This window comes from Paraburkholderia sp. BL27I4N3 (assembly GCF_003386115.1).
Classification (GTDB): domain Bacteria; phylum Pseudomonadota; class Gammaproteobacteria; order Burkholderiales; family Burkholderiaceae; genus Paraburkholderia.
Genome location: NZ_QREJ01000001.1, coordinates 6608533 through 6632253, shown reverse-complemented (window position 1 = coordinate 6632253; position 23721 = coordinate 6608533). Strand labels below are relative to the sequence as shown.

The 23721-nt window shown below is 62.2% G+C and carries 21 protein-coding genes; 10 read left to right on the top strand and 11 right to left on the bottom strand.

Going from position 1 to position 23721, the window contains the following annotated elements; genetic code table 11:
* Nucleotides 1-32 precede the first annotated feature (32 nt).
* From B0G71_RS30120 to B0G71_RS30075, 10 genes are all read right to left on the bottom strand, one after another.
* Nucleotides 33-647: a TetR/AcrR family transcriptional regulator gene (locus tag B0G71_RS30120; RefSeq protein WP_116146359.1), complete on the bottom strand. Its 615-nt coding sequence runs from the start codon at nt 645-647 to the stop codon at nt 33-35.
* Between the two features lie 119 nt (nt 648-766).
* Entirely contained in the window at nt 767-2404 is a 1638-nt protein-coding gene (locus tag B0G71_RS30115) for an MFS transporter (RefSeq protein WP_116146357.1), read from the bottom strand.
* Between the two features lie 7 nt (nt 2405-2411).
* Nucleotides 2412-2699, bottom strand: coding sequence for a DUF3303 domain-containing protein (locus B0G71_RS30110; protein WP_116146356.1), 288 nt, complete (start codon nt 2697-2699; stop codon nt 2412-2414).
* 409 nt (nt 2700-3108) lie between these two features.
* Nucleotides 3109-3318 (bottom strand): hypothetical protein, encoded by a 210-nt coding sequence (locus B0G71_RS30105; protein WP_116146354.1) that lies wholly within the window; start codon nt 3316-3318, stop codon nt 3109-3111.
* 183 nt (nt 3319-3501) lie between these two features.
* Complete coding sequence (locus B0G71_RS30100; RefSeq protein ID WP_116146349.1) at nt 3502-3786, bottom strand: hypothetical protein; 285 nt, start codon at nt 3784-3786, stop codon at nt 3502-3504.
* A gap of 88 nt (nt 3787-3874) precedes the next feature.
* Nucleotides 3875-4153 (bottom strand): hypothetical protein, encoded by a 279-nt coding sequence (locus B0G71_RS30095; RefSeq protein ID WP_012425894.1) that lies wholly within the window; start codon nt 4151-4153, stop codon nt 3875-3877.
* A 376-nt stretch (nt 4154-4529) separates the two neighbouring features.
* On the bottom strand, nt 4530-4736 hold the full coding sequence (locus tag B0G71_RS30090) for a hypothetical protein (protein WP_116146352.1): 207 nt from the start codon (nt 4734-4736) through the stop codon (nt 4530-4532).
* A 317-nt stretch (nt 4737-5053) separates the two neighbouring features.
* Nucleotides 5054-5263: a hypothetical protein gene (locus B0G71_RS30085; RefSeq protein WP_116146351.1), complete on the bottom strand. Its 210-nt coding sequence runs from the start codon at nt 5261-5263 to the stop codon at nt 5054-5056.
* Nucleotides 5264-5446: 183 nt separating this feature from the next.
* Nucleotides 5447-5731, bottom strand: coding sequence for a hypothetical protein (locus B0G71_RS30080; protein WP_116146349.1), 285 nt, complete (start codon nt 5729-5731; stop codon nt 5447-5449).
* A gap of 88 nt (nt 5732-5819) precedes the next feature.
* Nucleotides 5820-6098 (bottom strand): hypothetical protein, encoded by a 279-nt coding sequence (locus tag B0G71_RS30075; RefSeq protein ID WP_012425894.1) that lies wholly within the window; start codon nt 6096-6098, stop codon nt 5820-5822.
* Nucleotides 6099-6513: 415 nt separating this feature from the next.
* On the opposite strand from B0G71_RS30075, the gene B0G71_RS30070 reads away from it, so the two are divergent.
* On the top strand, nt 6514-8637 hold the full coding sequence (locus B0G71_RS30070) for a serine/threonine protein kinase (protein WP_116146348.1): 2124 nt from the start codon (nt 6514-6516) through the stop codon (nt 8635-8637).
* 85 nt (nt 8638-8722) lie between these two features.
* Here B0G71_RS30070 and B0G71_RS30065 read toward each other — a convergent pair whose 3' ends face one another.
* Entirely contained in the window at nt 8723-10687 is a 1965-nt protein-coding gene (locus B0G71_RS30065) for an SUMF1/EgtB/PvdO family nonheme iron enzyme (protein ID WP_116146346.1), read from the bottom strand.
* A 347-nt stretch (nt 10688-11034) separates the two neighbouring features.
* Here B0G71_RS30065 and B0G71_RS30060 point away from each other — a divergent pair, with 347 nt between their 5' ends.
* The 9 genes from B0G71_RS30060 (at nt 11035) to B0G71_RS30020 (ending at nt 23715) form a co-directional block, all read left to right on the top strand.
* Nucleotides 11035-11538, top strand: a complete 504-nt coding sequence (locus tag B0G71_RS30060; protein WP_116146345.1) for a DUF4399 domain-containing protein — start codon at nt 11035-11037, stop codon at nt 11536-11538.
* A gap of 47 nt (nt 11539-11585) precedes the next feature.
* Nucleotides 11586-12020 carry a DUF4399 domain-containing protein gene (locus B0G71_RS30055; protein ID WP_116146343.1) on the top strand — a complete coding sequence of 145 codons (435 nt, stop codon included), beginning with the start codon at nt 11586-11588 and terminating at the stop codon, nt 12018-12020.
* A 302-nt stretch (nt 12021-12322) separates the two neighbouring features.
* A complete protein-coding gene (locus B0G71_RS30050; protein ID WP_116146342.1) occupies nt 12323-12604 on the top strand; it encodes a hypothetical protein in 282 nt (93 codons plus the stop codon).
* A gap of 225 nt (nt 12605-12829) precedes the next feature.
* On the top strand, nt 12830-14284 hold the full coding sequence (locus B0G71_RS30045) for an efflux transporter outer membrane subunit (protein WP_116146341.1): 1455 nt from the start codon (nt 12830-12832) through the stop codon (nt 14282-14284).
* Nucleotides 14285-14513: 229 nt separating this feature from the next.
* Nucleotides 14514-17096 carry an FHA domain-containing protein gene (locus B0G71_RS30040; RefSeq protein WP_116146339.1) on the top strand — a complete coding sequence of 861 codons (2583 nt, stop codon included), beginning with the start codon at nt 14514-14516 and terminating at the stop codon, nt 17094-17096.
* Nucleotides 17074-18447 (top strand): HlyD family efflux transporter periplasmic adaptor subunit, encoded by a 1374-nt coding sequence (locus B0G71_RS30035; protein WP_116146338.1) that lies wholly within the window; start codon nt 17074-17076, stop codon nt 18445-18447. Before B0G71_RS30040 ends, B0G71_RS30035 begins: the two co-directional genes overlap by 23 nt.
* 37 nt (nt 18448-18484) lie before the next feature.
* Nucleotides 18485-19237, top strand: a complete 753-nt coding sequence (locus tag B0G71_RS30030; RefSeq protein WP_106278795.1) for a peptidylprolyl isomerase — start codon at nt 18485-18487, stop codon at nt 19235-19237.
* Nucleotides 19238-19303: 66 nt separating this feature from the next.
* A complete protein-coding gene (locus B0G71_RS30025; protein WP_106278792.1) occupies nt 19304-22360 on the top strand; it encodes a peptidase domain-containing ABC transporter in 3057 nt (1018 codons plus the stop codon).
* A complete protein-coding gene (locus B0G71_RS30020; protein WP_116146336.1) occupies nt 22360-23715 on the top strand; it encodes a sigma-54-dependent Fis family transcriptional regulator in 1356 nt (451 codons plus the stop codon). The genes B0G71_RS30025 and B0G71_RS30020 overlap by 1 nt, the downstream gene beginning before the upstream one ends.
* The last annotated feature ends 6 nt before the right edge of the window (nt 23716-23721 follow it).

The following is a 23721-nucleotide window of genomic DNA, read 5'->3' as shown; positions in this document are numbered from 1 at the left end:
AACGAAGGGGCGCGCCTTGTCAGGCGCGTGGCTCAGGCGTCGGAGCGGGTCGGCGGTAGGGCAGGCAAACCAAGTAGCAGCAACACGGGCGCGATCGCGCCGACAAGCAGCGTTTGTTGCGGATTGACCCGCGCGAGAACGCGAACGCCGATTAGCGTGGCAAGCAGGTGAGTGGCGGCGTCATCGGCGGAAACGGCTGTGGTGATTTCACCGCTCTCGCTGGCAGCAATCATGCGGCGGTAGAAAAACGCGCGCATTTCCGAGAATTCCGTGGCGACGATCGCGCGGAATGCTTCGTCCTCCGATGTGGTTTCCAGCGCCGAGTTCACCAGCATGCAGCCACGTTGCGCGGGATCGGCGAGCGATCGTTCAAGGATCTCGTGGAAGAACATCGTGATGCCTAGAGCCGGCGATACGGTCTGCACTAAACGCCTGATCCGTTCGCGCAACGTGTGCTCCAGATAATGCTCGAGCGCGCGCAGATACAGCGTGCGCTTGTCGCCGAACGCGTTGTAGAGACTCGGCTGCGTCAGACCGGTGGATTTAACCAGGTCGCGCGTGGAGGTCGCGTCATAGCCCTTCGTCCAGAATGCGGCGCTGGCGGCTTCCAGCACCTCTTGTTCGTCGAATTGGCGGGGTCTTGCCATGATGAATATCCTTCCGGCGTCACTGAGGACTGGTTCTGTATCGGTCGATATAAAAAGCGATTATATATCGACTGATACAGAACGCAAGAAGAAGATTCGAGGGTGTACCGGCAGCGCGCTCAAAGTACGCTGCGGTGCGGAGGAATGGCGTCGGCGGATGGTTGCCCATCCGGCGCGAGTTCGGTTTCCGGATAGCTGATGCGCACGGGCGGCACGAACCAGGCGAGGCACAGACCGGTCAACGCGGCGGCGCCGGCCACCAGAATGCCGATGTGAATGGACTGCACCAGCGCCTCGCGCGCGGAGCGCATCATGGCGTCGCCCGACTGGCCGGCACTCACCAGACGATTGATCAGCGCGGCCTGTTCCGCGCGATCCACCAGCAACTCGGGACTGGCGAAGGACTTGAACCACTGCGTCGCCTGGTAGGAATCGAGCGAGCGATGCACCCCACGCGAATAGAGGTGGCCGAGCAACGCGCCCGTCATCACCGTGCCGAGCATGCCGCCGAATGTCCGCAGCGATTGAAGCAGCGCGGTGGCCGCGCCGACATGGTCCCGTCCGACGATCTGCTGTGAGCAGACGGTCAGGCTGGTCGCCACCAGACCGAGGCCGAGCCCGCTGATGCCCATGCACGAGGCCCACACCAGATGCGGTTCCGTGCCGCGCAGGACGACCACGCTCAGACAGGCGAGCGCGGACAGCGCAAAGCCGACATACATGATGCCGTTCGCGCGGCGGACTCGTGTGACGATACGATTGTTGAGCACGCTGCCCACCGTTGTGCCGAGCAGCAATGGTGTGATCAGCATGCCCGAGTCATGCGCGGACATCGCGTAGCCGCCCTGGAACAGCAGCGGCACATAGAACACCAGCGAAAAGAGCGCGAAGCCGCCGAGCACCGACATCGCGAACAGCGCGGAGAGCTTGCGGTCCATCAGCATATCGACCGGCACGATCGGATAGCCGATGCGCCTCTCCCATAGCCAGAGAATCAGTCCACAAGTCACCGCTACGACGGTCAGCACGATGGTAGTCGTATCGACGCCGCGCCTTGGAAACAGTTCGATCAGCACTTGCAGCGAGCCGAACGTAACGGCGAGCACGAAGGCACCGAGCCAGTCGAGCCGCACGGGACCTTTGCGCCGCAGGTGAAGCAGCGGTGGCAGAAAGCACTGCACGAACAGCAGCGAGACAAGCCCGACCGGCACGTTGACGAAAAACACCAGCCGCCAGCCGCCATACTGCGTCAACATTCCGCCGAGCGTCGGCCCGACCATGTTGGACAAGCCGAAGGCGGACGTGACGAACACGAGCCAACGCAGCCGCAGTTTCGGATTCGGGAACAGATCGGCGACGGTGGCGAACACCGTGCCGATCAGAATGCCGCCGCCAATCCCTTGCAGTCCGCGCGAAACCACCAGCAACAACATGCTGCTGGCAAAGCCGCACAACACAGAGGCGCCGGTGAACAACAGGATCGCCGCGATCAGGAACCGCTTGCGGCCAAACAGATCGCCTAACCGCCCAAAGATGGGAATCGTGATCACGGAGGCCAGCATGTACGATGTCGCGACCCACGCGTACAGGTCGAAGCCCTTCAGATCGGCGACGATGCGCGGCAGCGCGGTGCCGACGATGGTTTGATCCAGCGCCACCAGCATCGCGACGAAAGCGATGCCGAGCATCGCAAGCAGCGATTCGCGGAACGGCAGCAGTTGCCCGCTCGGAGGCGGCGCGGTGAACCTGGTGCTCATGGCGTGCTTACTTGTTGCCCGTGGCCATATGCTTGCCGAGCGCGGCGCCCAGGTCTTCGTCGGTCAGGGCCGGGGAGATGTCCATCGTCAGCAGGTCGCCCCATCCGAGCGCCAGCGCCGCGATCGCACGGGTGTCGTCGGCCTCCACGATTGCAACACCGCGCAAGCCGCCTATAGCATGCCAGCGTCCCAGCAATTTGACGCCGTCCGGCACCTGGCCGCCGGTCTTCATGAAACGTTCTATAACGGAACTCTCTGCGGTCGGCAGACCGTTCCATAGGACGATAAATTTCATTGCGTTCCTCCAATCCGGGAATGGCGATGCCGGCTCGTGGCGCGCTGCCATCGTCGCTTATGGGTACGGCGCGTCGCGGATGCGGTGCGTCGTGTTCAGTTCTGCGCCAGCAAGCTGTCCGGATAGAGCGTGCTATTGGCGGACAGCGAAAAAAACCACGTGGCGTCCTAAGCATCATAGGTGAGCGTAGAGCGCGCGGCGTCGCCGCGTGCGGACATTCGCCAGGCTAATTGCACAAGCCAACTTTCATGGCGAAAAAGCGGAGAGCGCTGTCGCCAGAGGGGAATATTTCGTAGGTCGTTTGCGTTAATGGGTTGCGGCGCTGCGCTTCTGCCGACAACAAAAGCAAACGGCACGCGTGTGTAACGCGTGCCGTTGCTGTGACTGTGCAACGCCGAAGCGGGGCGCGCTATGTTTTGCGCTGCATGGCCGCTTTGGCAATCGTCTGATGCGCGGCGGCGAAGCCCGGCGGATATTCGACCACGCGTGCCGAAGCCGGCACCAGTGGCACGGCCGCGTTCAGCCGCGCGCCGATACGCGCGCCGCCGACGATGGCCGTCATTGCCTGACGATCGAGTTCGACGCTGTCGGTGAGGTCCCTGATGATCAGCCTGGCCATGATGGCTCCGGAAATGAAATCGGGCGGTGGGCCGGTGCAATGCGCCGGCCGCCGCCCGGATGTGTCGTGAAATGTGCTGCGGTCTCCCCGCACAATCAGTATAGGAAATCTCGCTGCGACTCGCCGGCCGGCGATGATCTGCCGGCATGGTTGAGGCCCCCCGGCCCTCGCGACGCCAAGCGGTCAGACGTTGGCGTAGTTAGCGCCCCACAGCGACGGGCTGACGTTCAGGTGCAGCGGCACGAAGCCCGCGCCGATCACGCCGACGTTGTTGAGTGCGGCGACGTTGACGTACTGCATCTGGTTGAGGTTCTGGTTGATCGAGACGTTGACGTTGGCAATGCCGCCGAGGCCGGCGGCCGAGGGCAGGCCGGGCACGCTGCTGCCGGTGCCGCCGGCCACCGCCGACATGGCGCGGCGGTCGAGCTCGCGGGTGCCGGACAGATCGCGAATCATGAGGGATGACATGGTGCTTCTCCAAAGGTGCGCGGAAGACGGAGGTAATCGTCGGCGGACGAAGCGCACCGGCGAGCCGGGCGCCCCGTGTCGCGACGTATTACACGTGGATGTTGTTGCTGGTCGTGACGTACGGGTTGACCGTCGAGCTGATGCCGGTGGCGAACGCGACGTTGTTGCCGTTGGCGTTCTGCAGGTTCAGCTGGTTGTTGATCAGCTGGGTGGCGTCGACCTTCTTGCTGTCGTTCGGAGCAAAGACGGGGCTGAAGTTGAAGTACGACGAGGACGGATAGTAGCCGGTGCCGCCGCGCACGGCGCTCATGGCGCGGCTGTCGAGTTGTTCGGTGATGGACAGGTCTTTGATCATCAGTGCGTTCATGGTGAGTCTCCAGAGGGTAAAGGTCAGGGTGCTGCGATCGGGTGCGAGCAACTTGTCTGCTCGGGTGTCACTCATGCACAGGCTGTGCCAGTTTTATTCAAGGTTCCTAAGAAAGTTCAAGAAGGCTTGCGGCGTAAGGGTTTCGCGTCGAGATGCTGCCACGGCGCCAGTCGATGGTCACACGTGAGCCGCGAACGAGTGACGGCGCACACCCGACAGACCACCGCATGCTGTTGGAGATCGCGCGACACGGGCCGCGGCGACGGTATTCGACCTGACCAGAGCGTTGAAATCAGAATCCCATCAATGAACAGGCCCCGTCCAACGGCAAAGATGTGAAGGGGGCCTGTTTCTAATTGCGGACACCTCGTGCGTCCTATAAGTAAGGCCCTTTGATACGTCCTTCAAAGATGGCGGTGTTGATTCCAAAGTCGTCGACCTGGCCGAGAGGGCCATGATCGACGGTGACAATGACGGAACGGCCGCCGCGCACAGCCTTCATCTGCGCGGCAGTGAGTGTCGTTTCGTCGTCTGGACGATCCGCGGAACGTGGCAGATCCTTGATGATGACGATGGATTTCATGGCAATACTCCTGAGGGTGGATGAGTGAGCACGGTGTGGTGCTCGACCGTGGTTCTGCAAGGGGCATGCCAATTTCTATGAGCAATAAACGAGGAACAGAATGCGGGGCGGCGACGCAAGGCCAGCAGGCAATAGACGATTTGCGTTCTTCGAATATGGCGTTAAGTGAGCTTGAGATTCGGAGAAACTGTTCGGCGAGTTCCCACCAATCGAGGGTGGGATGTCGGCTTATGGCGCTCCGCCGACAACAAAAGCAAACGGCACGCGTGTGTAACGCGTGCCGTTGCTGTGACTGTGCAACGCCGAAGCGGGGCGCGCTATGTTTTGCGCTGCATGGCCGCCTTGGTAATCGTCTGATGCGCGGCGGGGAAGCCCGGCGGATATTCGACCACGCGTGCCGAAGCCGGCACCAGTGGCACGGCCGCGTTCAGCCGCGCGCCGATACGCGCGCCGCCGACGATGGCCGTCATTGCCTGACGATCGAGTTCGACGCTGTCGGTGAGGTCCCTGATGATCAGCCTGGCCATGATGGCTCCGGAAATGAAATCGGGCGGTGGGCCGGTGCAATGCGCCGGCCGCCGCCCGGATGTGTCGTGAAATGTGCTGCGGTCTCCCCGCACAATCAGTATAGGAAATCTCGCTGCGACTCGCCGGCCGGCGATGATCTGCCGGCATGGTTGAGGCCCCCCGGCCCTCGCGACGCCAAGCGGTCAGACGTTGGCGTAGTTAGCGCCCCACAGCGACGGGCTGACGTTCAGGTGCAGCGGCACGAAGCCCGCGCCGATCACGCCGACGTTGTTGAGTGCGGCGACGTTGACGTACTGCATCTGGTTGAGGTTCTGGTTGATCGAGACGTTGACGTTGGCAATGCCGCCGAGGCCGGCGGCCGAGGGCAGGCCGGGCACGCTGCTGCCGGTGCCGCCGGCCACCGCCGACATGGCGCGGCGGTCGAGCTCGCGGGTGCCGGACAGATCGCGAATCATGAGGGATGACATGGTGCTTCTCCAAAGGTGCGCGGAAGACGGAGGTAATCGTCGGCGGACGAAGCGCACCGGCGAGCCGGGCGCCCCGTGTCGCGACGTATTACACGTGGATGTTGTTGCTGGTCGTGACGTACGGGTTGACCGTCGAGCTGATGCCGGTGGCGAACGCGACGTTGTTGCCGTTGGCGTTCTGCAGGTTCAGCTGGTTGTTGATCAGCTGGGTGGCGTCGACCTTCTTGCTGTCGTTCGGAGCAAAGACGGGGCTGAAGTTGAAGTACGACGAGGACGGATAGTAGCCGGTGCCGCCGCGCACGGCGCTCATGGCGCGGCTGTCGAGTTGTTCGGTGATGGACAGGTCTTTGATCATCAGTGCGTTCATGGTGAGTCTCCAGAGGGTAAAGGTCAGGGTGCTGCGATCGGGTGCGAGCAACTTGTCTGCTCGGGTGTCACTCATGCACAGGCTGTGCCAGTTTTATTCAAGGTTCCTAAGAAAGTTGGGGAAGGCTTGCGGCATAAGGGTTTCGCGTCGTCGTGCCGGGTGCCCGCAAACGCACTGCAACGCGGACGCGATGACCAGCCGACGGCATGGGCCCGACAGACCACCGCATGCTGTCGGATATCGCCCGACACCGGCGCACCGCGTCGGCAGCGGGGCAATCCTGGTTTGCGAAAGATCGGAGCGGGAGCTAGTATCGAAGCGGCACATGTAACTGGTTACGAAAGGTTCTCTATCAGCCCGACAGGCCTGGGTCGCACACGACCCGGCCCAACGGCAGCGGCGGCGCTTCGCACATATGGCTAGCCTTGCGCGTGTGATTCACGACTTTCAGAACGGCGAGCTGTCCCGTGACGAGTTCGTGGCTCAACTCGACAGCACGCTGACCACCGAAGGACTCGGCCCCACGCAGCTGCTCGACATGCTTGGCGCGGCACATCGCAAGGCGCCGCTCCCCGACGATCTCTACGTGGAAGTGCGGCGGCGCATCGAGCAGTTGCGCGTCTCGAACGTGGCCGCGGGCGGCGACGAAACCGGCATCCAGACTACCGTCGAGATTCCGTCGATAAGGTCAGCGAGTGCGGGCAGCGCGGCGAATGCAGCGGGCGCCCCCAATACCACGGGCCACGACCAGATCAAAGGTACTGGCGACACGCTCAACAACCGCTTCGTGCTCGAGGAATGCCTCGGCGTGGGCGGCATGGGTACGGTCTACAAGGCGCTGGATCTGCGCAAGCTCGAGGCATCGGATCGCAAACCGTATCTCGCGATCAAGGTGCTCAACGTCCAGTTCCGCGGCAACCCGAATTCACTCGTCGCGTTGCAGCGCGAGGCGCGCAAGGCGCAAGTGCTCGCGCATCGCAACATCATCACGGTGTACGACTTCGACCGCGACGGGCCGATCGTCTACCTCACAATGGAGTACCTGTCCGGCAAGCCGCTCAGTCAGTTGCTGCGCACGCCGGGCTATCAGGGCATGCCGGTGCGCGCGGCGCTGCCGATCGTGCGCGGCATGTGCAGCGCGCTTGCCTACGCGCATGAACGCGGCTTCGTGCATTGCGACTTCAAACCCGCCAACGTGTTTCTCACGACGGACGCCGAAGTGAAAGTGATCGACTTCGGCATTGCACGCGTGTTCCAGCGTCCGGAAGAAGAGAGCGATGCAACCGTCTTCGATCCGGGCAGCCTCGGTGCGTTGACGCCCGCGTATGCCAGCCCGGAAATGATCGAGCACCGCGAGCCGGATCCGCGCGACGACATTTACGCGCTCGGCTGCATCACGTATGAGTTGCTGACCGGCCACCATCCGTTCGACCGCTTGTCCGCGACGCAAGCCCGCAACTCCGATTTCAAACCGCAGCGGCCGGCCAACCTCGATTCAAAACAATGGCGCGCGCTGCGGGCCGCGCTGTCGTTCGATCGCAATACGCGCATGCCGAGCGTGGCGCGCTTCATCGCCGAGTTCGATAACGAGGCGCGCGCAGAAAAGTCGGGCACGCTGGCGAAGGTCGCGCTCGCGAGTTTCGCGGTGGTGTGCGCCGCGGCGGTCGGCGTGTTCGCGTTCCGCTCGGGGGCGAACCGGCATAACGGAGCACAGACGGAAGCAGGCGCATCGCAGGCTTTGACGGAGCAGGCGGCTTCGTCGATTTCGGAAGGGACAGTGACCGCGCCGCCCGTGGCACCGCCGGCAAGTCCGGTCGCGGCAGTGCCCGCCACGCCACCGGCGGCGCCCGCGCCGAAGCCGGCGCTGACGCTCGCCGCCGTCACACCGGTGCTAACGCAAGTGCCTTGTTCCGCGCTATCCGCCTCAGCACAGGATCACTCGTTGACGGTGCGGGGCTACGTCTCGCAACGCTATGGCGCGGCGCATCTGAAGGACACGCTCGCGGCGTTGCCGGGCGTCGATACACTGACGCTCCAGGTCGAGCCGCTCGCCGACGACAAATGCGACACCATCAAGGCGTTCGCGCCCTACTGGATTCACAACATGCAGGCGGGCCACCTCGCGGCCTTGCATGTGCGGCCGCCGGGCGGTCAGCTGAGCGACGGCGATCCGCTGGTGGTCGACATCACCACGCCCGGCTATGACTCGTATGTGAACCTCGACTACTACCAGCTCGACGGCAGCGTCGTGCACATGGTGCCGAGCCCGCGCGCGAAGGACAATCAGGCGCCGCCTCACTATGCCGCGACGGTCGGCGGCGCCGGTGACTGGATCATTTCGAAGCCGTTCGGATCGGAGATGGTGGTGCTGCTGATCACGCCGGCGCCGCTATTCGACAAGCCACGCCCGGAGAGCGAGTCGCGCGCCGATTATCTGCGGGCGCTCGATGCGCGCCTCGCGCAGATCGGCGGCAAATACGGCCGCGATCACATCGTCGCCGATTTCGCGCCGATCACGACGAAACCGCGCTCGCCCTGACAGGAGCGGGAACGCGGTTTCTCTCGTATTCACTCGTAATAGGCTGTGAGTCCGATCGAGACTCGAACGCGGCCCCCCCGGCAAGTCACTTCAGATCTTTGACCACGCGGAAGCCGTCCTGCGATTGGCGCACGCCCGCGCTGTACTTGAAGCGCGTCGCGCTAAGCATGTAGCCGCCGCCTTCGCGCCACGAACCGCCACGAATCACGCGCATGTCGCAGCCGGGGCTGTCCCATGCATGACCATCGGCGGGCGCGCCCTGGTAGGAGTTGTGCCAGCAATCGGCGGTCCATTCCCAGACGCTGCCGTTCATGTCGTACAGGCCGAGCGGATTCGGTGCGAACGACCCGGCGGCCTCGGGTCCTTCCTTGTGCCACGGGTCGCCGCAGTCCTTGCAATTGGCGTTGCCCTTGCGCATCTGGTCGCCCCACCAGTAGGCGCTGGTGGTGCCGCCGCGATCCGCGTATTCCCATTCCGCTTCGGTGGGCAGACGGTACGGTTTGCCGGTGGCCTTGCTCAGCCATTTCACGTATTGCTGCGCGTCGTCCCAACTGAGGTCGCGCGCCGGTGCGGCTTTATTGGTGTTGCTCTCCGGTGTGAGTTTCTGGCACGCATTGGCGGCGACGCACGCGTTCCATTGGTCGATCGTTACCTCATACTTGCCGATCGCGAACGGCGCGCCGATGGTCACGTGATGAACGGGCTTTTCGGACGGGTCGTCGGTACTGCTGCCCATCGAGAACGAACCGGCGGGCACGGCAATCATGATCGGACAGGTCGCGCAGTCGCGGCTTTCGCCGGCAACCGGCGTATGCGTGACGGGCTTTTGCGCGACCGCCGCCGCGGGTGGTGCAGCGGGTGGGGCGGCGCTCGGAGCGGGCTTGGGTGCCGGGGTACTGGCCGACGGCGTCGGCCGTGCGGCCTGTGGCGCGGGTGCTGCTGAAGGGGTGGCGGCGGATGGTGCATTCGGGGCCGCGGCGGCACGCAAACGGTCTATGCGCGCATGAGCGAGCGTGGCGAAGCGGCCGTTCGGATAGGCCTTCAAGTAGGCCTCGTAGTCGCCTGGGTAGTTGCTGTCCTTGATCGAGTTCCAGAACGTGATTTCGTATTGTTCGCTGCTGTCTTTCGGCAGAATGCCTCTACTGTGCAGCGTGACAAGGGGATTGTCCCGCGCTGTGGATGCGGCATCGGCCGTCAGCAAGGACCGAGGAAGCGACGAGGCAAGCCACGGCGATTGCTGGCCGCCGGTGGCGTCGCGTACCTGTGCTGCGACACGCTGCAACAGGTCCGCCAGCGTTAGCGACGGCGCGCTGTCGAGCACGTGCAGCCATGCATTCGTATAGACGCCGTGCAGCGTACCGTCCGCAGCGAAACCGCCGGGCGCGGTCGCGTAGGTGACCACCGTATTGGCGGGAAGCGCGGATGTATCGTGCGTCGGGTTCGCGGAGAATGGATTGTTCAGACACGTATCGAGAATCACGAGATTGAGCCGGCCGTCTTGCGGTCCGCGCATCGCCTGCAATACGGTGTGCAGATCGACACCGTTGCTCACGATCGCCGCCGGTGAGCGAGCATCGAGTCCTGCGGGAATGAGCAGTGTTTGCGGGCCGATCCGCATGCCGTGTCCCGCGAAATAAAAGAGACCGACACCGCCTGCCTGCAAGCGCCGATGGAATTCGCCTATGGCCTCGCGCATTTGCCGCGGCGTCGCGTTTGTGCGCACGATGACGTCAAAGCCAAGCGTCTGGAGCCTATCGCGCATGGCGGCGGCGTCGCGTGGCGCGTTCTCCCGCAGTGCATCCACTTGTGAGCCATCGCGACCCGCACCGACCACACCGTCCGCACCATAAGCACCATTGCCGATCACAAGCGCGATCCGGGGAAAACGCGCGTTGCCTGGTTGCGGCGCGAACGGAGTAACCAGTGAGAGCGGCAAGCTCGTTGCAGTCGCACCCCGCTCGGCACCCTCACGTTGTTGCGCTGCAAACGCATCGCCCCAATGCGTTTGCATTGCCCCGGCCACGCACACCAGCATGAATATTCGCCACATCTTCACATCCTGTTTGTTCCGGACAGAACATAGGCAATCGAGGACCGCACAACTCGCGGCCGCCGCCGGAATGAATCGCGCGAAACACCGACGCCCCTTATCGACCATCCATCTGCAACCTCTTAATAACGATAGCACGCGCTTTGCGCGCCACAACTGTCCGCGTGCCCCGAATGCGTCATACGGTTAACGAGCGTGGCGTATCTTTTTGGCAAGTTACGTCCTAAGCTAGTTTCACAAAGTAGGGCGGCAAGCTCGTTTTAAGCAGGTGGCCGTCCAATCTCGCGCACATCCGCAACATCCAGCCGAACGCCATTGGCCGTGACCACTCTTCGGGAGAGTGCGCTATGCGAAGAACCGTTACCCCTGTTGTTCTCGAGGCGTGCCATGGATCGAATGGGCGTCGCGACGCATTGCGCCGAACGTTGCGCGCAACGCTGCTCCTCATGGTCGGCAACATGGTGCCGAGCGTCTTTGCGGCGGCCGAGCATACGGCGTCGCCGCCGGGCGCCGAGGAATACATCATCTGGCCATCGGACGGCACCGTGATTCACGGCGGCAAGTTGTGGGTGCGCATGGGACTGCGGAATATGGGTGTGTGCCCGAAGGGCGTCGTGTTCCCGAACACCGGCCATCATCATTTGCTGATCGACACCGACCTGCCGCCGCTCGATCAGGAGATCCCGTCGGATCGCAATCATCTGCACTTCGGTGCGGGCGAGACGGACGCGCGTATCGAGTTGCCGCCGGGCAAGCACACGTTGCAGCTCATTCTCGGCGACCACAACCACGTGCCGCATGTGCCGCCTGTGTATTCGAAAAAGATCACCATCACCGTGCTAAAAGACTAGCGCGATCCGTTCGTTCAAAGCGAATCCGTCAGGACGGAGAGACCTTCATGTACAAGATCATCGCGGTCGCGGCGCTCGTCATGTCGGCGGCATTGGCTTCGCCGAATGCCACCCTTGCAGGTACGACGCCGGCGCCGGCCGGCGCCTATGCGTATATCGGCTATCCCAATGACGGCCAGGTGGTGCCTGCCAACAAGCCGTTCAAGGTGTGGTTCGGCCTGCGGTACATGGGCGTGGCGCCGAAAGGTGTCAAGTTTCCGAATACCGGCCACCATCACTTGCTGATCGACACGGACTTGCCGCCGATGGATCAGGAGATTCCGTCGGATCGCAATCATCTGCACTTCGGCGCGGGTGAAACGGAGACCATGATTCAACTCCCGCCAGGCAAGCACACACTGCAGTTGCTGATGGGCGACGACATGCATGTGCCGCACAATCCACCGGTGTATTCGAAGAAGATCACCGTCATCGCGCGGTGACGCGCGCTTGTTCATTGCGCGGCTTGACGCGGCGCGCTGGCTAACGCCTCAGTGTCACGCCGCAACCAACAATTTCGCGCGGGTTGTTGGCCACGATCCACCATCCTCCGCGCGCCGTTTCACCGTTCCATCTCGCGTTCAATGTCCCTGCGGCTCCGCAACCCTTTATCCACGGCATTCAGGCACATTTCTTAGGATAGGAAAACAATCCTGGCACAGCCCATGCATTAGTGACACTCGAGCAGACAAGTTGCTCGAACCCAACCGCAAACTGTGCTGTATTCCCTTCCAGGAGATTTACCATGAACACGCTGATGATCAAAGACCTGTCCATCACCGAACAACTCGACAGCAAGGCCATGAGCGCCGTGCGTGGCGGTACCGGCTACTATCCGTCCTCGTCGTACTTCAACTTCATGCCGGTGTATGCGCCGAACAACAGCAAGACCGTCGACGCCACCCAACTGATCAACACGACGATGAACATCCAGAACGCCAACGGCAACAACGCAGCGTTCGTCGCCGGCATCTCGAGCACGATCGACCCGCACGTGACCGCGAGCAACAACATCAACGTGCACTAAACGGCGCAGGCCGCCGCGGAGGCGCGACAGCCTCCGCGGACGCTTACCGGCCGCTCCTCAAAAAGATTTCACAGCCAATCGTTCTTTTCACGCCACCCCCGTTCCACCGCCCGATTCCCGCGCCGATCTTCCCGCCTCGCTTCGATGGTGAAGCCGCGCAGGAGATGCTTTACTTAAAGGGCGCGTGCTTCTCGTGCAACGAAGTGGGCGTCATCGGAGACCATCGTGTCAGCGTTGCTTTCGTCAGCTCGTCAGCGCTTTTTCCGCAGGACATCCGCACTGCGCAGCGTTTGCGCGGCGACGGTATGCGCGCTCTCGCTGTCGGCCTGCATCGATGTCAGCATGCCCGACTACAAGCGTCCCGACACGCCCGCCAAAGCCTCGTGGTCGGATCAGAAAGGCTCGCCCGTCTCGGCCGCCGCGACGATCGAACCCGACTGGTGGAAAGGCTTCCACGATCCCTATCTCGACACGCTGATTGCAAAGGCGATTGCCGGCAACTTCGATATCAAGGTGCTGGCCGCGCGTATCGACGTGGCCGGCACGCAGATCGGCGAAGCCAGGGCCGGCGCCTTGCCGACCATGGATATCGGCGCCGGCGCCGATTTCGAAAAGACCACGCATCAAACTTTCTCCAAGCAGTACAACCTCGCGACGCAGGTGAACTGGGACATCGACATCTGGGGCAAAGTCGAAAAAGGCGTGCAGGCGCAGAAGGCGGAATTTCACGCCAGCGAGGCCGACTGGCGCGCCGGCTATCTTGAGTTGGTATCGAACGTATCGAGCACCTACTTCCAGATTCTGCAATTCGACGACCAGATCGAACAACAACAGAAAACGCTCGAAACGAACCGGCAAATCCTCGCCATTTACGACGGGCAGCGCCGCAACGGGCTCGTGCCGCAAACCCAGGTGTTGCGCCAGCAGGCCGAGATCAACCGCCTGACCAATCAGTTGCTCGACCTGCGCCGTTCGCGCGCGCTCGCCAACAACGCGCTCTGTACATTGATCGGCGTGCCGGCGGGCGAATTCCAGATGCCCAAAGGGCATTTGCAGCAGCGCGTGCAACTGCCGTCCGTGCCGGACGGCTTGCCCGCGCAACTGCTCGCGCGGCGTCCAGACGTGGTGGCCGCCGAGTTCAGAGTGCTGGAAGCGTACGACCTCGTCGGGCAGGCCAAGCTCGCGCAACTGCCGACCATCAGCCTGACCGGCCACGCCGGCACCGCGAGTTTCGCGTTGACCGATCTGCTGAAATCGTTCACGTATGGCTTCATGCCCAGCATCAACATTCCGGTGCTCGATCCCGGCGTGCGGGCGCATGTGAAAGTCACCAAAGCGCAATCGACGGTGGCCGAGCAACAGTATCGCGTGGCAGTGATGGGTGCGTTCGAGGAAGTGGAAAACGCGCTGGTCAACCTGAATTCGCACAAGCAGCAGCGTGTGGAATTGGAGCAGGAGGTGTCGCGGCTGCAGATCGTCGCGGATCAGATCCAGTCGCAATTGCGCCTCGGCGTGGTGTCGCAACTGGAGGTATTCGAAACCGAACGGACCTTGCTGGAGGCGCAGCAGGAACTGCTTGCCAACCATCAACAGATTCTGTCCGACACGGTGCTGCTTTATAAGGCGCTGGGCGGAGGTTGGCCGAGCGTCGACGTGCAGGCACAAGTAAAGGAACACTGAGCTAATCCGCAACGTGGCGTGCAGCGTGGGGTATTTCGGCTGCATTCGACGCACTTGTTGCGTTCATAACCGATGATCTGAAAATTGACACTCGCCATGTGTGACTTACAATCATTAAGGAGTCGGCTTTTGCACGGCTCACGTGAACAATGTCTTTTCGCCGTAGTCCTTCGTCCCGTTTCCGTTGCGCTCTCGCCGCAACGGGTAAACGCTTAGTGATCCAGATAAAATGGCCGCCGGCGAAGCTCCGATTGCTGAGATGCGCGCGACAGAAGACGCCGCGTTCAACGTGGTGCTGTCGCCGGTCGCGTCCGCGCAACGTCCCGCGCTCGACGCGATTCGTATCGTCGACAACCTGTTTGCAATCGGGCGCAGCGAAGCACCTTTTACCGATTATCCCGCCGAACGGATTGCGCGCCTGTCGCGCCGTCATGCGCGGGTTTTCACGGAACACGGCGCGATCTACGTCGCCGACCTCGGCAGCAAGAACGGCACGACGGTGAACGGCGTGGCGGTGCGGCAGACTCCGGCGCGTCTGCGCGCCGGCGACGAACTGTGCTTTGGTGGCGAACTCTGCTACCGCGTGAGCATCGAACCGCGCGCGCGTATCGTGGCGGCCGCCAGTCCTTCCGCCGCGCCGGGATTGCTGCTGGTGCCGCAGCGCGACGATCTCGGCCTGCAACCTATCGAGGTGCAGGCATTCCCGTTTCTCGTCAGTAAAACAGACGACGTCTTTGCGCGCTACAAGGACCGCTATCCGCATCAGGTCAACTACATCTCACGCCGTCACGCGCACATCTTTCGGAAGGGCGGCGAGCTCTACGTCGAGGATCTCGGTAGTACCAACGGCACATTTGTCGGTGGAAAGCGGCTGGATGAATCCGCGCTGCCGCTGGTCGAAGGAGACCTCGTTGCATTTGGCGGAGACCACTTCGTCTACAGGGTGACGCTGCAGAAACCCCCTGAAGTCGAGCCCACCGTGACACAACTATTCGTCAATCCGGCCGCCGACGAAGCGGTGGATCCCGACAAGACCACTTTCGTCGGCGCCGCGCATTCATTCCTCGATATCTTTTGCGTCGACCCTGGCCTCCAACGTGAAGATGAAGTCAACGAGGCGGCACAGCCCGCGTCCGCGCATGCGAAGCGCGACACGCCCACCGGCTCGGCAAAAGCGGCGACCGGCACGAACGGAACCAACGGTGCGCATGGCGCTGCCAACGCGGCTGCCGCGAAGGGCCGGCCGCGCCGTTGGCGCTTGCTCGCGGGCGAACTCGGCAAGGCGTTTGCGATCGACGATCGCGCGAGCGTACGGCGCATGGCGACATGGGGCGGCGTGGGCGTCGTGGTGTTGGCGGCGATTGGAACCACGCTGTATATGCGCGGTTCCTCGGAGCGCGAGTTGAAGAATCTGCTGGCGAACGGCGATTACACGAGCGCGGTCACGGCGGCGTCGGGCTATCTGGCGAGCCATCCCACCGACACTAAAGTCAGCGCGCTCGCGAGCGAAGCGTTGTTGAAGGCGAAGCTCCCTAGTTGGCTGAATGCGCTACAAAAGGCGCAGTTCGATCAGGCCGACGCGTTGCTCACGGAAATGCGTTCATTGAGCGCGAATAACGCGGACGCCGCGTCGCTGATCAACGAATTGCAATGGGTAGGCGATCTGGAGCGTTTCGTCGCGGCGCGCGGCGGCATGGACGCGCCGATTCGCATGTACGCGGACGAGGGCACGATCAACAACCTGCTGCAACGCTGGGAAGACGACGCGAAGAGCCACCAGCGCGCGCTCGACCGCATCGCCTCCTACGTGCCCGTGTTCGCCGATCCCTATGCGCAGGCGCTGAGCCATCTGCGCAAACTGGAAAGCGACGATTCGGTGTATCTCGCCGCCATCGACCGTCTGAATGGGACGATCCGCACCGAACTGGCGCGCGATAAGCCCGACGCGCTGCCGCCCGTGCTCGACGATTACGCGCAGCGTTACCCGCGTCTCGCGGGCATCGATCGGGTGCGTCAGGATTTGCGCCGATACACCGATTTGTTGAACGCCGCGCTGAGCCGGCAACTGGTGCCGTTGCTCGCGATGTTGAAAACGGCGCGCTTCAGCACGCCGCCGTTTCAGGCGCAGTTTCAACAGCTGGCGGCGAGCCGTTTGCCTTCGCCGGACGTGATTGCTCGCCACGATGCGGTGACGGCGGCCTGGCAACGCGGCGACGCGCAACAGGCACTCGCCGGTCTGCAGGCCATGCCCGCAGGGCCGTGGTCCGACGTGCTCGCGGCGGAACTGGCGCACAAGAAGGCATTGCTCGAACACTACGCACAGTTGCAGAAGACGCGCGGCGACAAGGATTACGACCAGCGTCTGCTGTCGTTCTACGCCAGCCTCGATCCGGCAACGGACGTGTGGTTCCTGCAGTCGATCCAGAAAGACGTCGCCGCCTTGCATGACAAAGCGCTCGCGCGTGCGCAAGATCTGCTGCTGCGCGCCCAGAGCCTGTGGAAGCAGTATCGCGCGGGCGGATCGATCGGCGGTACGCAGCGGCTCGAAGCCGGCATTTCACCGGGATTTCGCAGTGAAGCGCGTCTGCTTTCGGATGCGCAAACGTCGGCGCAACAGGGCATGCGTATCTACACGCAACTGAAGGCGGATCATCCGGCCGACTTCGACCGTCTGCTGGCGGACATCGAAGCCGAAGCGAATTTGCAGCGCCGGTCGCTAACGGAGTTGCGCATGGTGCTAGACCCGGGCCTTCTGAAAGCGAAGCTGGCATTGATCGGAGGCGAGCAGAGTGAAACGCGACAATCACCCTAGGCCGTTGTCGGAGGCGCTGGAAGATCACAGCGTCGAGGGCATCGCGATCCTGATGGCGGAGCCGGTGCGGCTCGCGCGCGCGCTGATCTGGGCGATGGTCGCGCTGGTCGTGGTCGGGCTGTTGTGGTCGTTCGTGGGGCGGGCCGACGTGATCGTCAGCGCGCAAGGCACCTTGTCGCCGGAATCGGAGGTGCGCCGCATCTATGCGCCGATCGACGGCGAACTCGCCGATCTGTATATCGCCGAAGGGCAGCCGGTGCAGAAAGGCGATGTGCTGGCGCGCCTGAATGCGCGCGGCGCAATCGAGGCCGCCAGCAATGCATTGCAAGCACAGCTCAAACTGGAAGACGCCGAGCGCGACTGGAAGCAGTTCCCCGAGAAGAAAGCGCTCATGGAGCGTAAGGCCGCCGCGCTCAAAACGCAGATGGAAGTGGAGGCCCGCCAGCACGAGACGCGCGTCTCCGAAGGCACGACCAAACTAGCGGAGGGACAGAAGGCCGAACTCGACGAGGCGCGCAGCATGCTCGACAACGCCCGGCGCACGCGCGAAGCGGCGCGCCAGGAACTGGACCGCTACTCGCGGCTCTTCGCGCAGCCGGGTGGCGGCGGCATTGCCGAATTGCAGGTGGAGCAAAAACGCACGGCGGCAATGGAGGCGGACAACGCGTACCGTGTCGCCCAATCGAAACTCGCGGAGCTGGATTTCCGCTTGAGCCACGAATACACGCAGGCGAACGCGCAACTGGAAACCAGCGGCCAGCAGACCACCGACCTGCAGCTTCAATACGATTCGGCGGTGCGCGACATTACCGACGCTGAAGACAAGTTGCGCCTGCAACTGCAAAGCGCACGGTTGGTGTCCGAAGCGGCTGCGCGGATTCGCTTCGAGAACATCGACAAAGACAATTTCCTGCTGATTCTCGCGCCGGTTTCGGGTGTCATCACGGACGTGACGTCGACCCAGCGTGGCGACAAGATTCAGGCAAACGCGCCGCTTGGTGGCATTGCGCCCAAAGACGCACGGCCCGTGCTGAAGATCGAAATTGCCGAACACGATCGTGCGTTTCTGCACGAGGGCTTGCCCGTCAAACTGAAATTCAACGCTTTCCCGTATCAACGCTACGGGCTGATCAGCGGCACGCTGGCCTATATTTCGCCGGCCACCAAGCCGTCGGCGACGGACAAGCAGCCGGTCTACGAAGGCCGCGTCACGCTCGACAAAAATTACTACCAGATTGCCGACACGCGCTATCCGTTGCGCTACGGCATGACGGCAAGCGCTGAGATCGTGGTGCGCGAACGGCGCCTGATCGATCTGGGTCTCGATCCGTTCAGGCAGGTGGCGGGATGACCGCACGGATCACACGTCAATTAAAGGAGCGGAAGAGATGACCGCGATAGTGCGAATCGATGACGAAGTCGTGGACGTGGCCGAGTTCATTCGTCTTCTGAAACTGACCGGCCAGTTCGAGAGCCTGATCGAGCAGATCGTGCGCGACAAGCTCACGGTTCACGCAGCGAAGAAGCAGGGCATTACCGTGACCGCCGATGAAATCCAGCAACGCGCCGATCAGTTCCGCCGCGTGCGCGGCCTGCATCGCGCGACGGATATGAATCAGTATCTCGACGCCCTGAATGTCAGTCTCGACGAATTCGAGGTCTTCATTACGGACGGGTTGTATCAGGAGAAGATGCTCGACGAGATCGGTAACGAGGCCGCGATCAAGGATTACTTCGCGCTCAATTCGCCGAAGTTCGACGCGATCGAGGTGAGCCACATCGTGCTGGACAGCGAGGGCAAGGCGAAAGAAATGATTTCGTACCTGCACGACGATCCCGACAGTTTCGCCGACATGGCGCGCGAGCATTCCATCGCGGATACGCGCGAGGCGGGCGGCGTGATCGGCAAGGTGCTGCGCGGCTCGTTGAAGCCCGATATCGAAGCGAAGATTTTCAACGCGGCTGTGGGCGATCTGCTGGGACCGTTTCCGTCGGCGGATCGTTCGTGCTTCGAGATTTTCGCCGTGACGGCCAAATATCCGGCGACGCTCGACGCCGACGTGGCCTCCGAAGTCCGGCGCCTGCTGCGCGAAAGCTGGTTGATCTCACGCGCCCAGGAGCACGTGATCGAAGCGCGCTAGCCCGTCCGAGACCACGCGCCGTATTGAAACAACACCGCGACACGCCGATTCGAGGTCCGTAAGCACATGGATGCACCCCAGACCGCGCCCTCCGCAGCCGAGTTTCTCACCTCGGTGGAAATTTTTTCGCCGTTTTCGCGCGACGAGATCGAGCGTCTTGCCGAATATGCGCAAGCGCGCTTCTATTCGTTCGGAGAAACGGTTTGCTCAGCGGGCGAGACGGCTGACGGGCTGTATGTGATTCGTTCGGGTTCCGTGCGGATATTTACTGAGGAGCACGGTAAGGAAACCAGCATGGGGGTGCGCAAGTCGGGCGAGATCTTCGCCGATATCGCGATGTTGCGCACCTATGTCCACGAAGCGTCGGTGCGGTCGTCGGCGAAAACCGAGTTGCTGTTCATTCCGCGCGCCGCGATCGAGCCTGTGATCGCGGGCAATCAGGCCGCGTTGGCGTTCGTTGCCAGCTATGTGGCGATCAATTCGGCGGGCGGTTTCGTCGCGCAGTTATTCGATCTGCGCGGCAAACTGAACAAGGCCGAACTCGAAGAGTATGTGCGCAGCGTCGGCGTGAAACGGGTGGCCGCGGGCAAGGAAATCCTCAAGCAGGACGGACGCGAGGACCGGCGCCTTTACGTGGTGCGCCATGGCGAAGTGCGTATCGTGCGGCACGAGGAGGGGCATGACTACACGCTCGCCACGCTCGGAGAGGGCGAGATATTCGGCGAAAAAGCGTGTTTGATGCGCCAGGAGCAGATGGCGTCGGTGGTCGCGACGACCGATACGCGGCTGCTGGTGATTCCAGAGCGTACGGTTCACTTCATTCTCGAACGCAATCCGAAACTGCGCGAAGTGCTCGACGAGCGGATTCGCTACGGCGACCGTGAATTGCAGCGGCAAAAGCGGGTCGAGCAGCGGCGCAAGCTGCCGCTGATGCTCGATTTGCAAAGCAAGCCCGAGTTCGGCGAGAAAGTTATCAAACGCTTCGCGCTGGTCGAGCAGGCGGAAGAAATGGATTGCGGTGCGGCGTGCCTTGCGATGGTATGCCGCCACTACAGTATTCCAATGACGCTTGGCAAATTGCGCGAGCTCGCCAACGTCACGACCCAGGGCGCGACGCTCGACAGTCTGGCGCGCGCCGGCGAATCGCTCGGCTTTACAGCGCGCGGCGTGCAATGCACATTCGATTCGTTGCGCGGTTTCGATCTGCCGTTCATCGTCCACTGGGAGGGCTATCACTACGTCGTGGTGTACGGGCTCTCCAAGGATTACGTGTGGGTCGCGGATCCGGCGGTCGGCTTCAAGAAAATGACGGTCGAAGATTTCGAGCGCGGCTGGAGCGGCACCTGCCTGCTGTTTACCGGCGGACCGCATCTGCTGCAGATGTCCGCCGCGCGCTCGCCGTGGATTCGCTTTGTCGGCTACCTCAAGCCGTACAAGAAGATTCTCGGCCACCTGTTTCTCGCCACTTTCGTGATTCAGGTATTGGGCGTGATTCCGCCGCTGATTATCCAGAACATTCTCGACGGCGTGATCGTGCATCAGAATGTCAGCCTGCTGCATCTGCTGATCGGCGGCCTGATCATCGCCAATGTCTTTTCGCAATTGATGTCGTCGATTCGCGCGTATCTGGCGAACTTCATGGTGCGCAACATGGACTTCGCGATGATGTCGCAGTTCTTCAAGCACACCATGTCACTGCCGTTCTCGTTTTTCGCCAAGCGCAAAACCGGTGACATTTTCGCGCGCTTTCAGGAGAACCAGACGATCCGTGCATTCCTCACCGAGTCCACTGTCACTACCGCGTTGAACCTGCTGATGGTCTTCATCTACTTCACGATCATGTTCGTGTACAACGTGAAGATGACGCTGGTGCTGATTGCTTTCGTCATTCCGATCATGGCCCTGACCGCGATCGCCACGCCGAAGATCAAAGGCTATGCGCGCGAAGTGTTCACCGCGTCGACCGAATCGAAGTCGTTTCTGATGGAAGCGCTCGCCGGCGTGGAAACCATCAAGGGCATGGGTATCGAGCGGCCGGTGCGCTTGCGCTGGGAGAAGAAATACGCGAAGGCGCTCGAAGTGCAATATCGCGCGCACGCGTTCAACATTCTCGTGGGACTCGGCAGTCAGTTGCTGAACGCCGCGACGACGATCGCGATTCTGTGGGTCGGCGCGAATCTCGTGCTGGCGCGTGAAATGACGATTGGTCAGTTGATCGCGTTCAATGCATTCATGGGGAGCGTGCTCGGTCCGCTCATGGGCCTGGTCGGTTTATGGAGCATGTTGAACGACGCGGGCGTGGCGATGGAGCGCCTGGGCGATGTGCTCGATATCGAACCCGAGCAGAAGCCTCAGGATTTGCCGTCGCGCGTGATGTTGCCCGAACTGCAAGGCGAGATCAGCCTCAGCGGCGTCTATTTCCGTTATGGCGAAAACGACTCGGCATACGTGCTCGAAAACATCAGCTTCGATATCAAGCCCGGCGAACTGGTGGCGATTGTCGGACGCAGCGGGTCGGGCAAGACCACGCTCGCCAAATTGCTGGTCGGCTTCTATACGCCGACTGAAGGCAAGATGACGATCGACGGCTACGATCTCGGCGTGGTCGATAAAGCCTATTACCGTGCGCAGATCGGCTATGTGATGCAGAGCAATCTGCTGTTCTCCGGCACGATTTCCGAGAACATCGCGAGCGGCGACGACGCGCCCGACCGGCGCCGCATCGAGGAGGTCGCGAAGATGGCCGACGCGCACGGATTCATCAGCAAGATGCCGCTCGGCTATGAGCAGATTGTCGGCGAGCGCGGCATCGGCTTGTCGGGCGGGCAGATCCAGCGGCTGTGCATTGCGCGGGCGCTGTATCACGACCCGCGTCTGCTCGTATTCGACGAAGCGACCTCGGCACTGGACTCGCAATCGGAGAGCAATATCCTCGGCAATATGCACGACATTCTGAAGGGCCGCACGGCGGTGATCATCGCGCACCGGCTCAGCACGATCATGCGTGCCGACAAGATTCTCGTGCTGTATGAAGGGGCGATTGTCGAACAGGGGCGCCACGATGAGCTGATCCAGCGCGGCGGCATGTATTACCAACTGGTACAGAAACAGTTGAGTGCGTGATGATGAAGATACTCGACCAGATTGAAGAGGCCAGCCCCGCGATTTCTTACGCAGGCCTGATCGAGCGGATCGAGATTCTACGCTCGACACTGCGCTGGTCGTCGCGGCTGGAGCGCGCGGACATCGACAAGCTGCTCCGGCAAGCCACCTCGCTGCGCGACGAGGTGATGCAGCTTTCGCACAAGGAGCGCTTCGTGCAGGCGGCGGTGGCCGCGGAGCCGCAGGAGCGCGCCGACCTGTCGCGTGGTGCGCGTCGCAAGGCGTTGCTCGAACGCAGTTTCATATTTGAGGGGACGTTCGGCGACAATCCACGCCTGCTCGAATCGCTTGAAATCGCCGAGAAAGCCGCGCCGACTGATTTACCGGTATTGATCGACGGCGAAAGCGGCACCGGCAAGGAGCTGATGGCAAAGGTGATTCACGCCAACGGTTCGCGTTCCGACAAACCCTTCATTTCCGTGAACTGCGGCGCGATTCCTGACAACCTGCTGGAGTCGGAATTGTTCGGGCATCGCAAGGGCGCGTTCACGGGCGCTTCGAACGACCGCAAGGGCAAATTCGAAAGCGCGCATACGGGTACGATCTTTCTCGACGAAATCGGCGAATTGCCGCTTGCCGGCCAGGTGAAGCTGCTGCGCGTGCTGGAAGCGCATGAGATTCAACGCGTCGGGTCCGATGAAACGATTGCGGTGGACACACGCATCGTCGCGGCGACCAATCGCAATCTGCGGCAGCTCAGCGAAGAGGGCAAATTCCGCGAGGATCTGTTCTACCGGCTTAGCGTGATTCATGTGACGTTGCCGCCGCTGCGCGAGCGTCGCGACGAAATTCCGTTGCTGATTTCGTGGTTCGGCGACGAAGCCGCCGGCACGTTAAAGCGCAGGCCCGTGCGATTGACGCCGCGTTTGCGGGACTTTCTGCTGAACTATGCGTATCCAGGCAATATCCGCGAGTTGCGCAACGTGATGTATCGCGTGTCGTGCCTGGCCGGCGATATGGCCGACGTCGATCATTTGCCTGTGGATATGCGGCCGGCGGCGCCCGGGTCGGCGGCGGCGTCCAACGCCGCGACCGCAAGCGGGCAGGAGCCGATCAGCGTGGCGAACCTGATGTCGCTGAGCGACGCGAAACGCGCCGCCAGCGACGACGCCGAAAAAGCCTTCCTTGAGCGCGGCCTTCGCGAAGTGAGCGGCACCGTCGCGGAACTGGCCCGTCGTATCGACATGAACCGTTCGCATCTGCAAATGCTTCTGAAGAAACACGGCTTGCATTCGAAGGATTTTCGCAATCGTAATCAGTCGGCCGCGAACAAGAACGGCGCTGAAGACCGCGACGATGAAGACAACGAGACCTGAGGCCGC

What these genes read in the sequence shown, in the direction of transcription:
- B0G71_RS30120 (WP_116146359.1), bottom strand. Translation starts at nt 647, where the DNA reads ATGGCAAGACCCCGCCAATTCGACGAACAAGAGGTGCTGGAAGCCGCC.
- B0G71_RS30115 (WP_116146357.1), bottom strand. Translation starts at nt 2,404, where the DNA reads ATGAGCACCAGGTTCACCGCGCCGCCTCCGAGCGGGCAACTGCTGCCG.
- B0G71_RS30110 (WP_116146356.1), bottom strand. Translation starts at nt 2,699, where the DNA reads ATGAAATTTATCGTCCTATGGAACGGTCTGCCGACCGCAGAGAGTTCC.
- B0G71_RS30105 (WP_116146354.1), bottom strand. Translation starts at nt 3,318, where the DNA reads ATGGCCAGGCTGATCATCAGGGACCTCACCGACAGCGTCGAACTCGAT.
- B0G71_RS30100 (WP_116146349.1), bottom strand. Translation starts at nt 3,786, where the DNA reads ATGTCATCCCTCATGATTCGCGATCTGTCCGGCACCCGCGAGCTCGAC.
- B0G71_RS30095 (WP_012425894.1), bottom strand. Translation starts at nt 4,153, where the DNA reads ATGAACGCACTGATGATCAAAGACCTGTCCATCACCGAACAACTCGAC.
- B0G71_RS30090 (WP_116146352.1), bottom strand. Translation starts at nt 4,736, where the DNA reads ATGAAATCCATCGTCATCATCAAGGATCTGCCACGTTCCGCGGATCGT.
- B0G71_RS30085 (WP_116146351.1), bottom strand. Translation starts at nt 5,263, where the DNA reads ATGGCCAGGCTGATCATCAGGGACCTCACCGACAGCGTCGAACTCGAT.
- B0G71_RS30080 (WP_116146349.1), bottom strand. Translation starts at nt 5,731, where the DNA reads ATGTCATCCCTCATGATTCGCGATCTGTCCGGCACCCGCGAGCTCGAC.
- B0G71_RS30075 (WP_012425894.1), bottom strand. Translation starts at nt 6,098, where the DNA reads ATGAACGCACTGATGATCAAAGACCTGTCCATCACCGAACAACTCGAC.
- B0G71_RS30070 (WP_116146348.1), top strand. Translation starts at nt 6,514, where the DNA reads ATGGCTAGCCTTGCGCGTGTGATTCACGACTTTCAGAACGGCGAGCTG.
- B0G71_RS30065 (WP_116146346.1), bottom strand. Translation starts at nt 10,687, where the DNA reads ATGTGGCGAATATTCATGCTGGTGTGCGTGGCCGGGGCAATGCAAACG.
- B0G71_RS30060 (WP_116146345.1), top strand. Translation starts at nt 11,035, where the DNA reads ATGCGAAGAACCGTTACCCCTGTTGTTCTCGAGGCGTGCCATGGATCG.
- B0G71_RS30055 (WP_116146343.1), top strand. Translation starts at nt 11,586, where the DNA reads ATGTACAAGATCATCGCGGTCGCGGCGCTCGTCATGTCGGCGGCATTG.
- B0G71_RS30050 (WP_116146342.1), top strand. Translation starts at nt 12,323, where the DNA reads ATGAACACGCTGATGATCAAAGACCTGTCCATCACCGAACAACTCGAC.
- B0G71_RS30040 (WP_116146339.1), top strand. Translation starts at nt 14,514, where the DNA reads ATGGCCGCCGGCGAAGCTCCGATTGCTGAGATGCGCGCGACAGAAGAC.
- B0G71_RS30030 (WP_106278795.1), top strand. Translation starts at nt 18,485, where the DNA reads ATGACCGCGATAGTGCGAATCGATGACGAAGTCGTGGACGTGGCCGAG.
- B0G71_RS30025 (WP_106278792.1), top strand. Translation starts at nt 19,304, where the DNA reads ATGGATGCACCCCAGACCGCGCCCTCCGCAGCCGAGTTTCTCACCTCG.
- B0G71_RS30020 (WP_116146336.1), top strand. Translation starts at nt 22,360, where the DNA reads ATGATGAAGATACTCGACCAGATTGAAGAGGCCAGCCCCGCGATTTCT.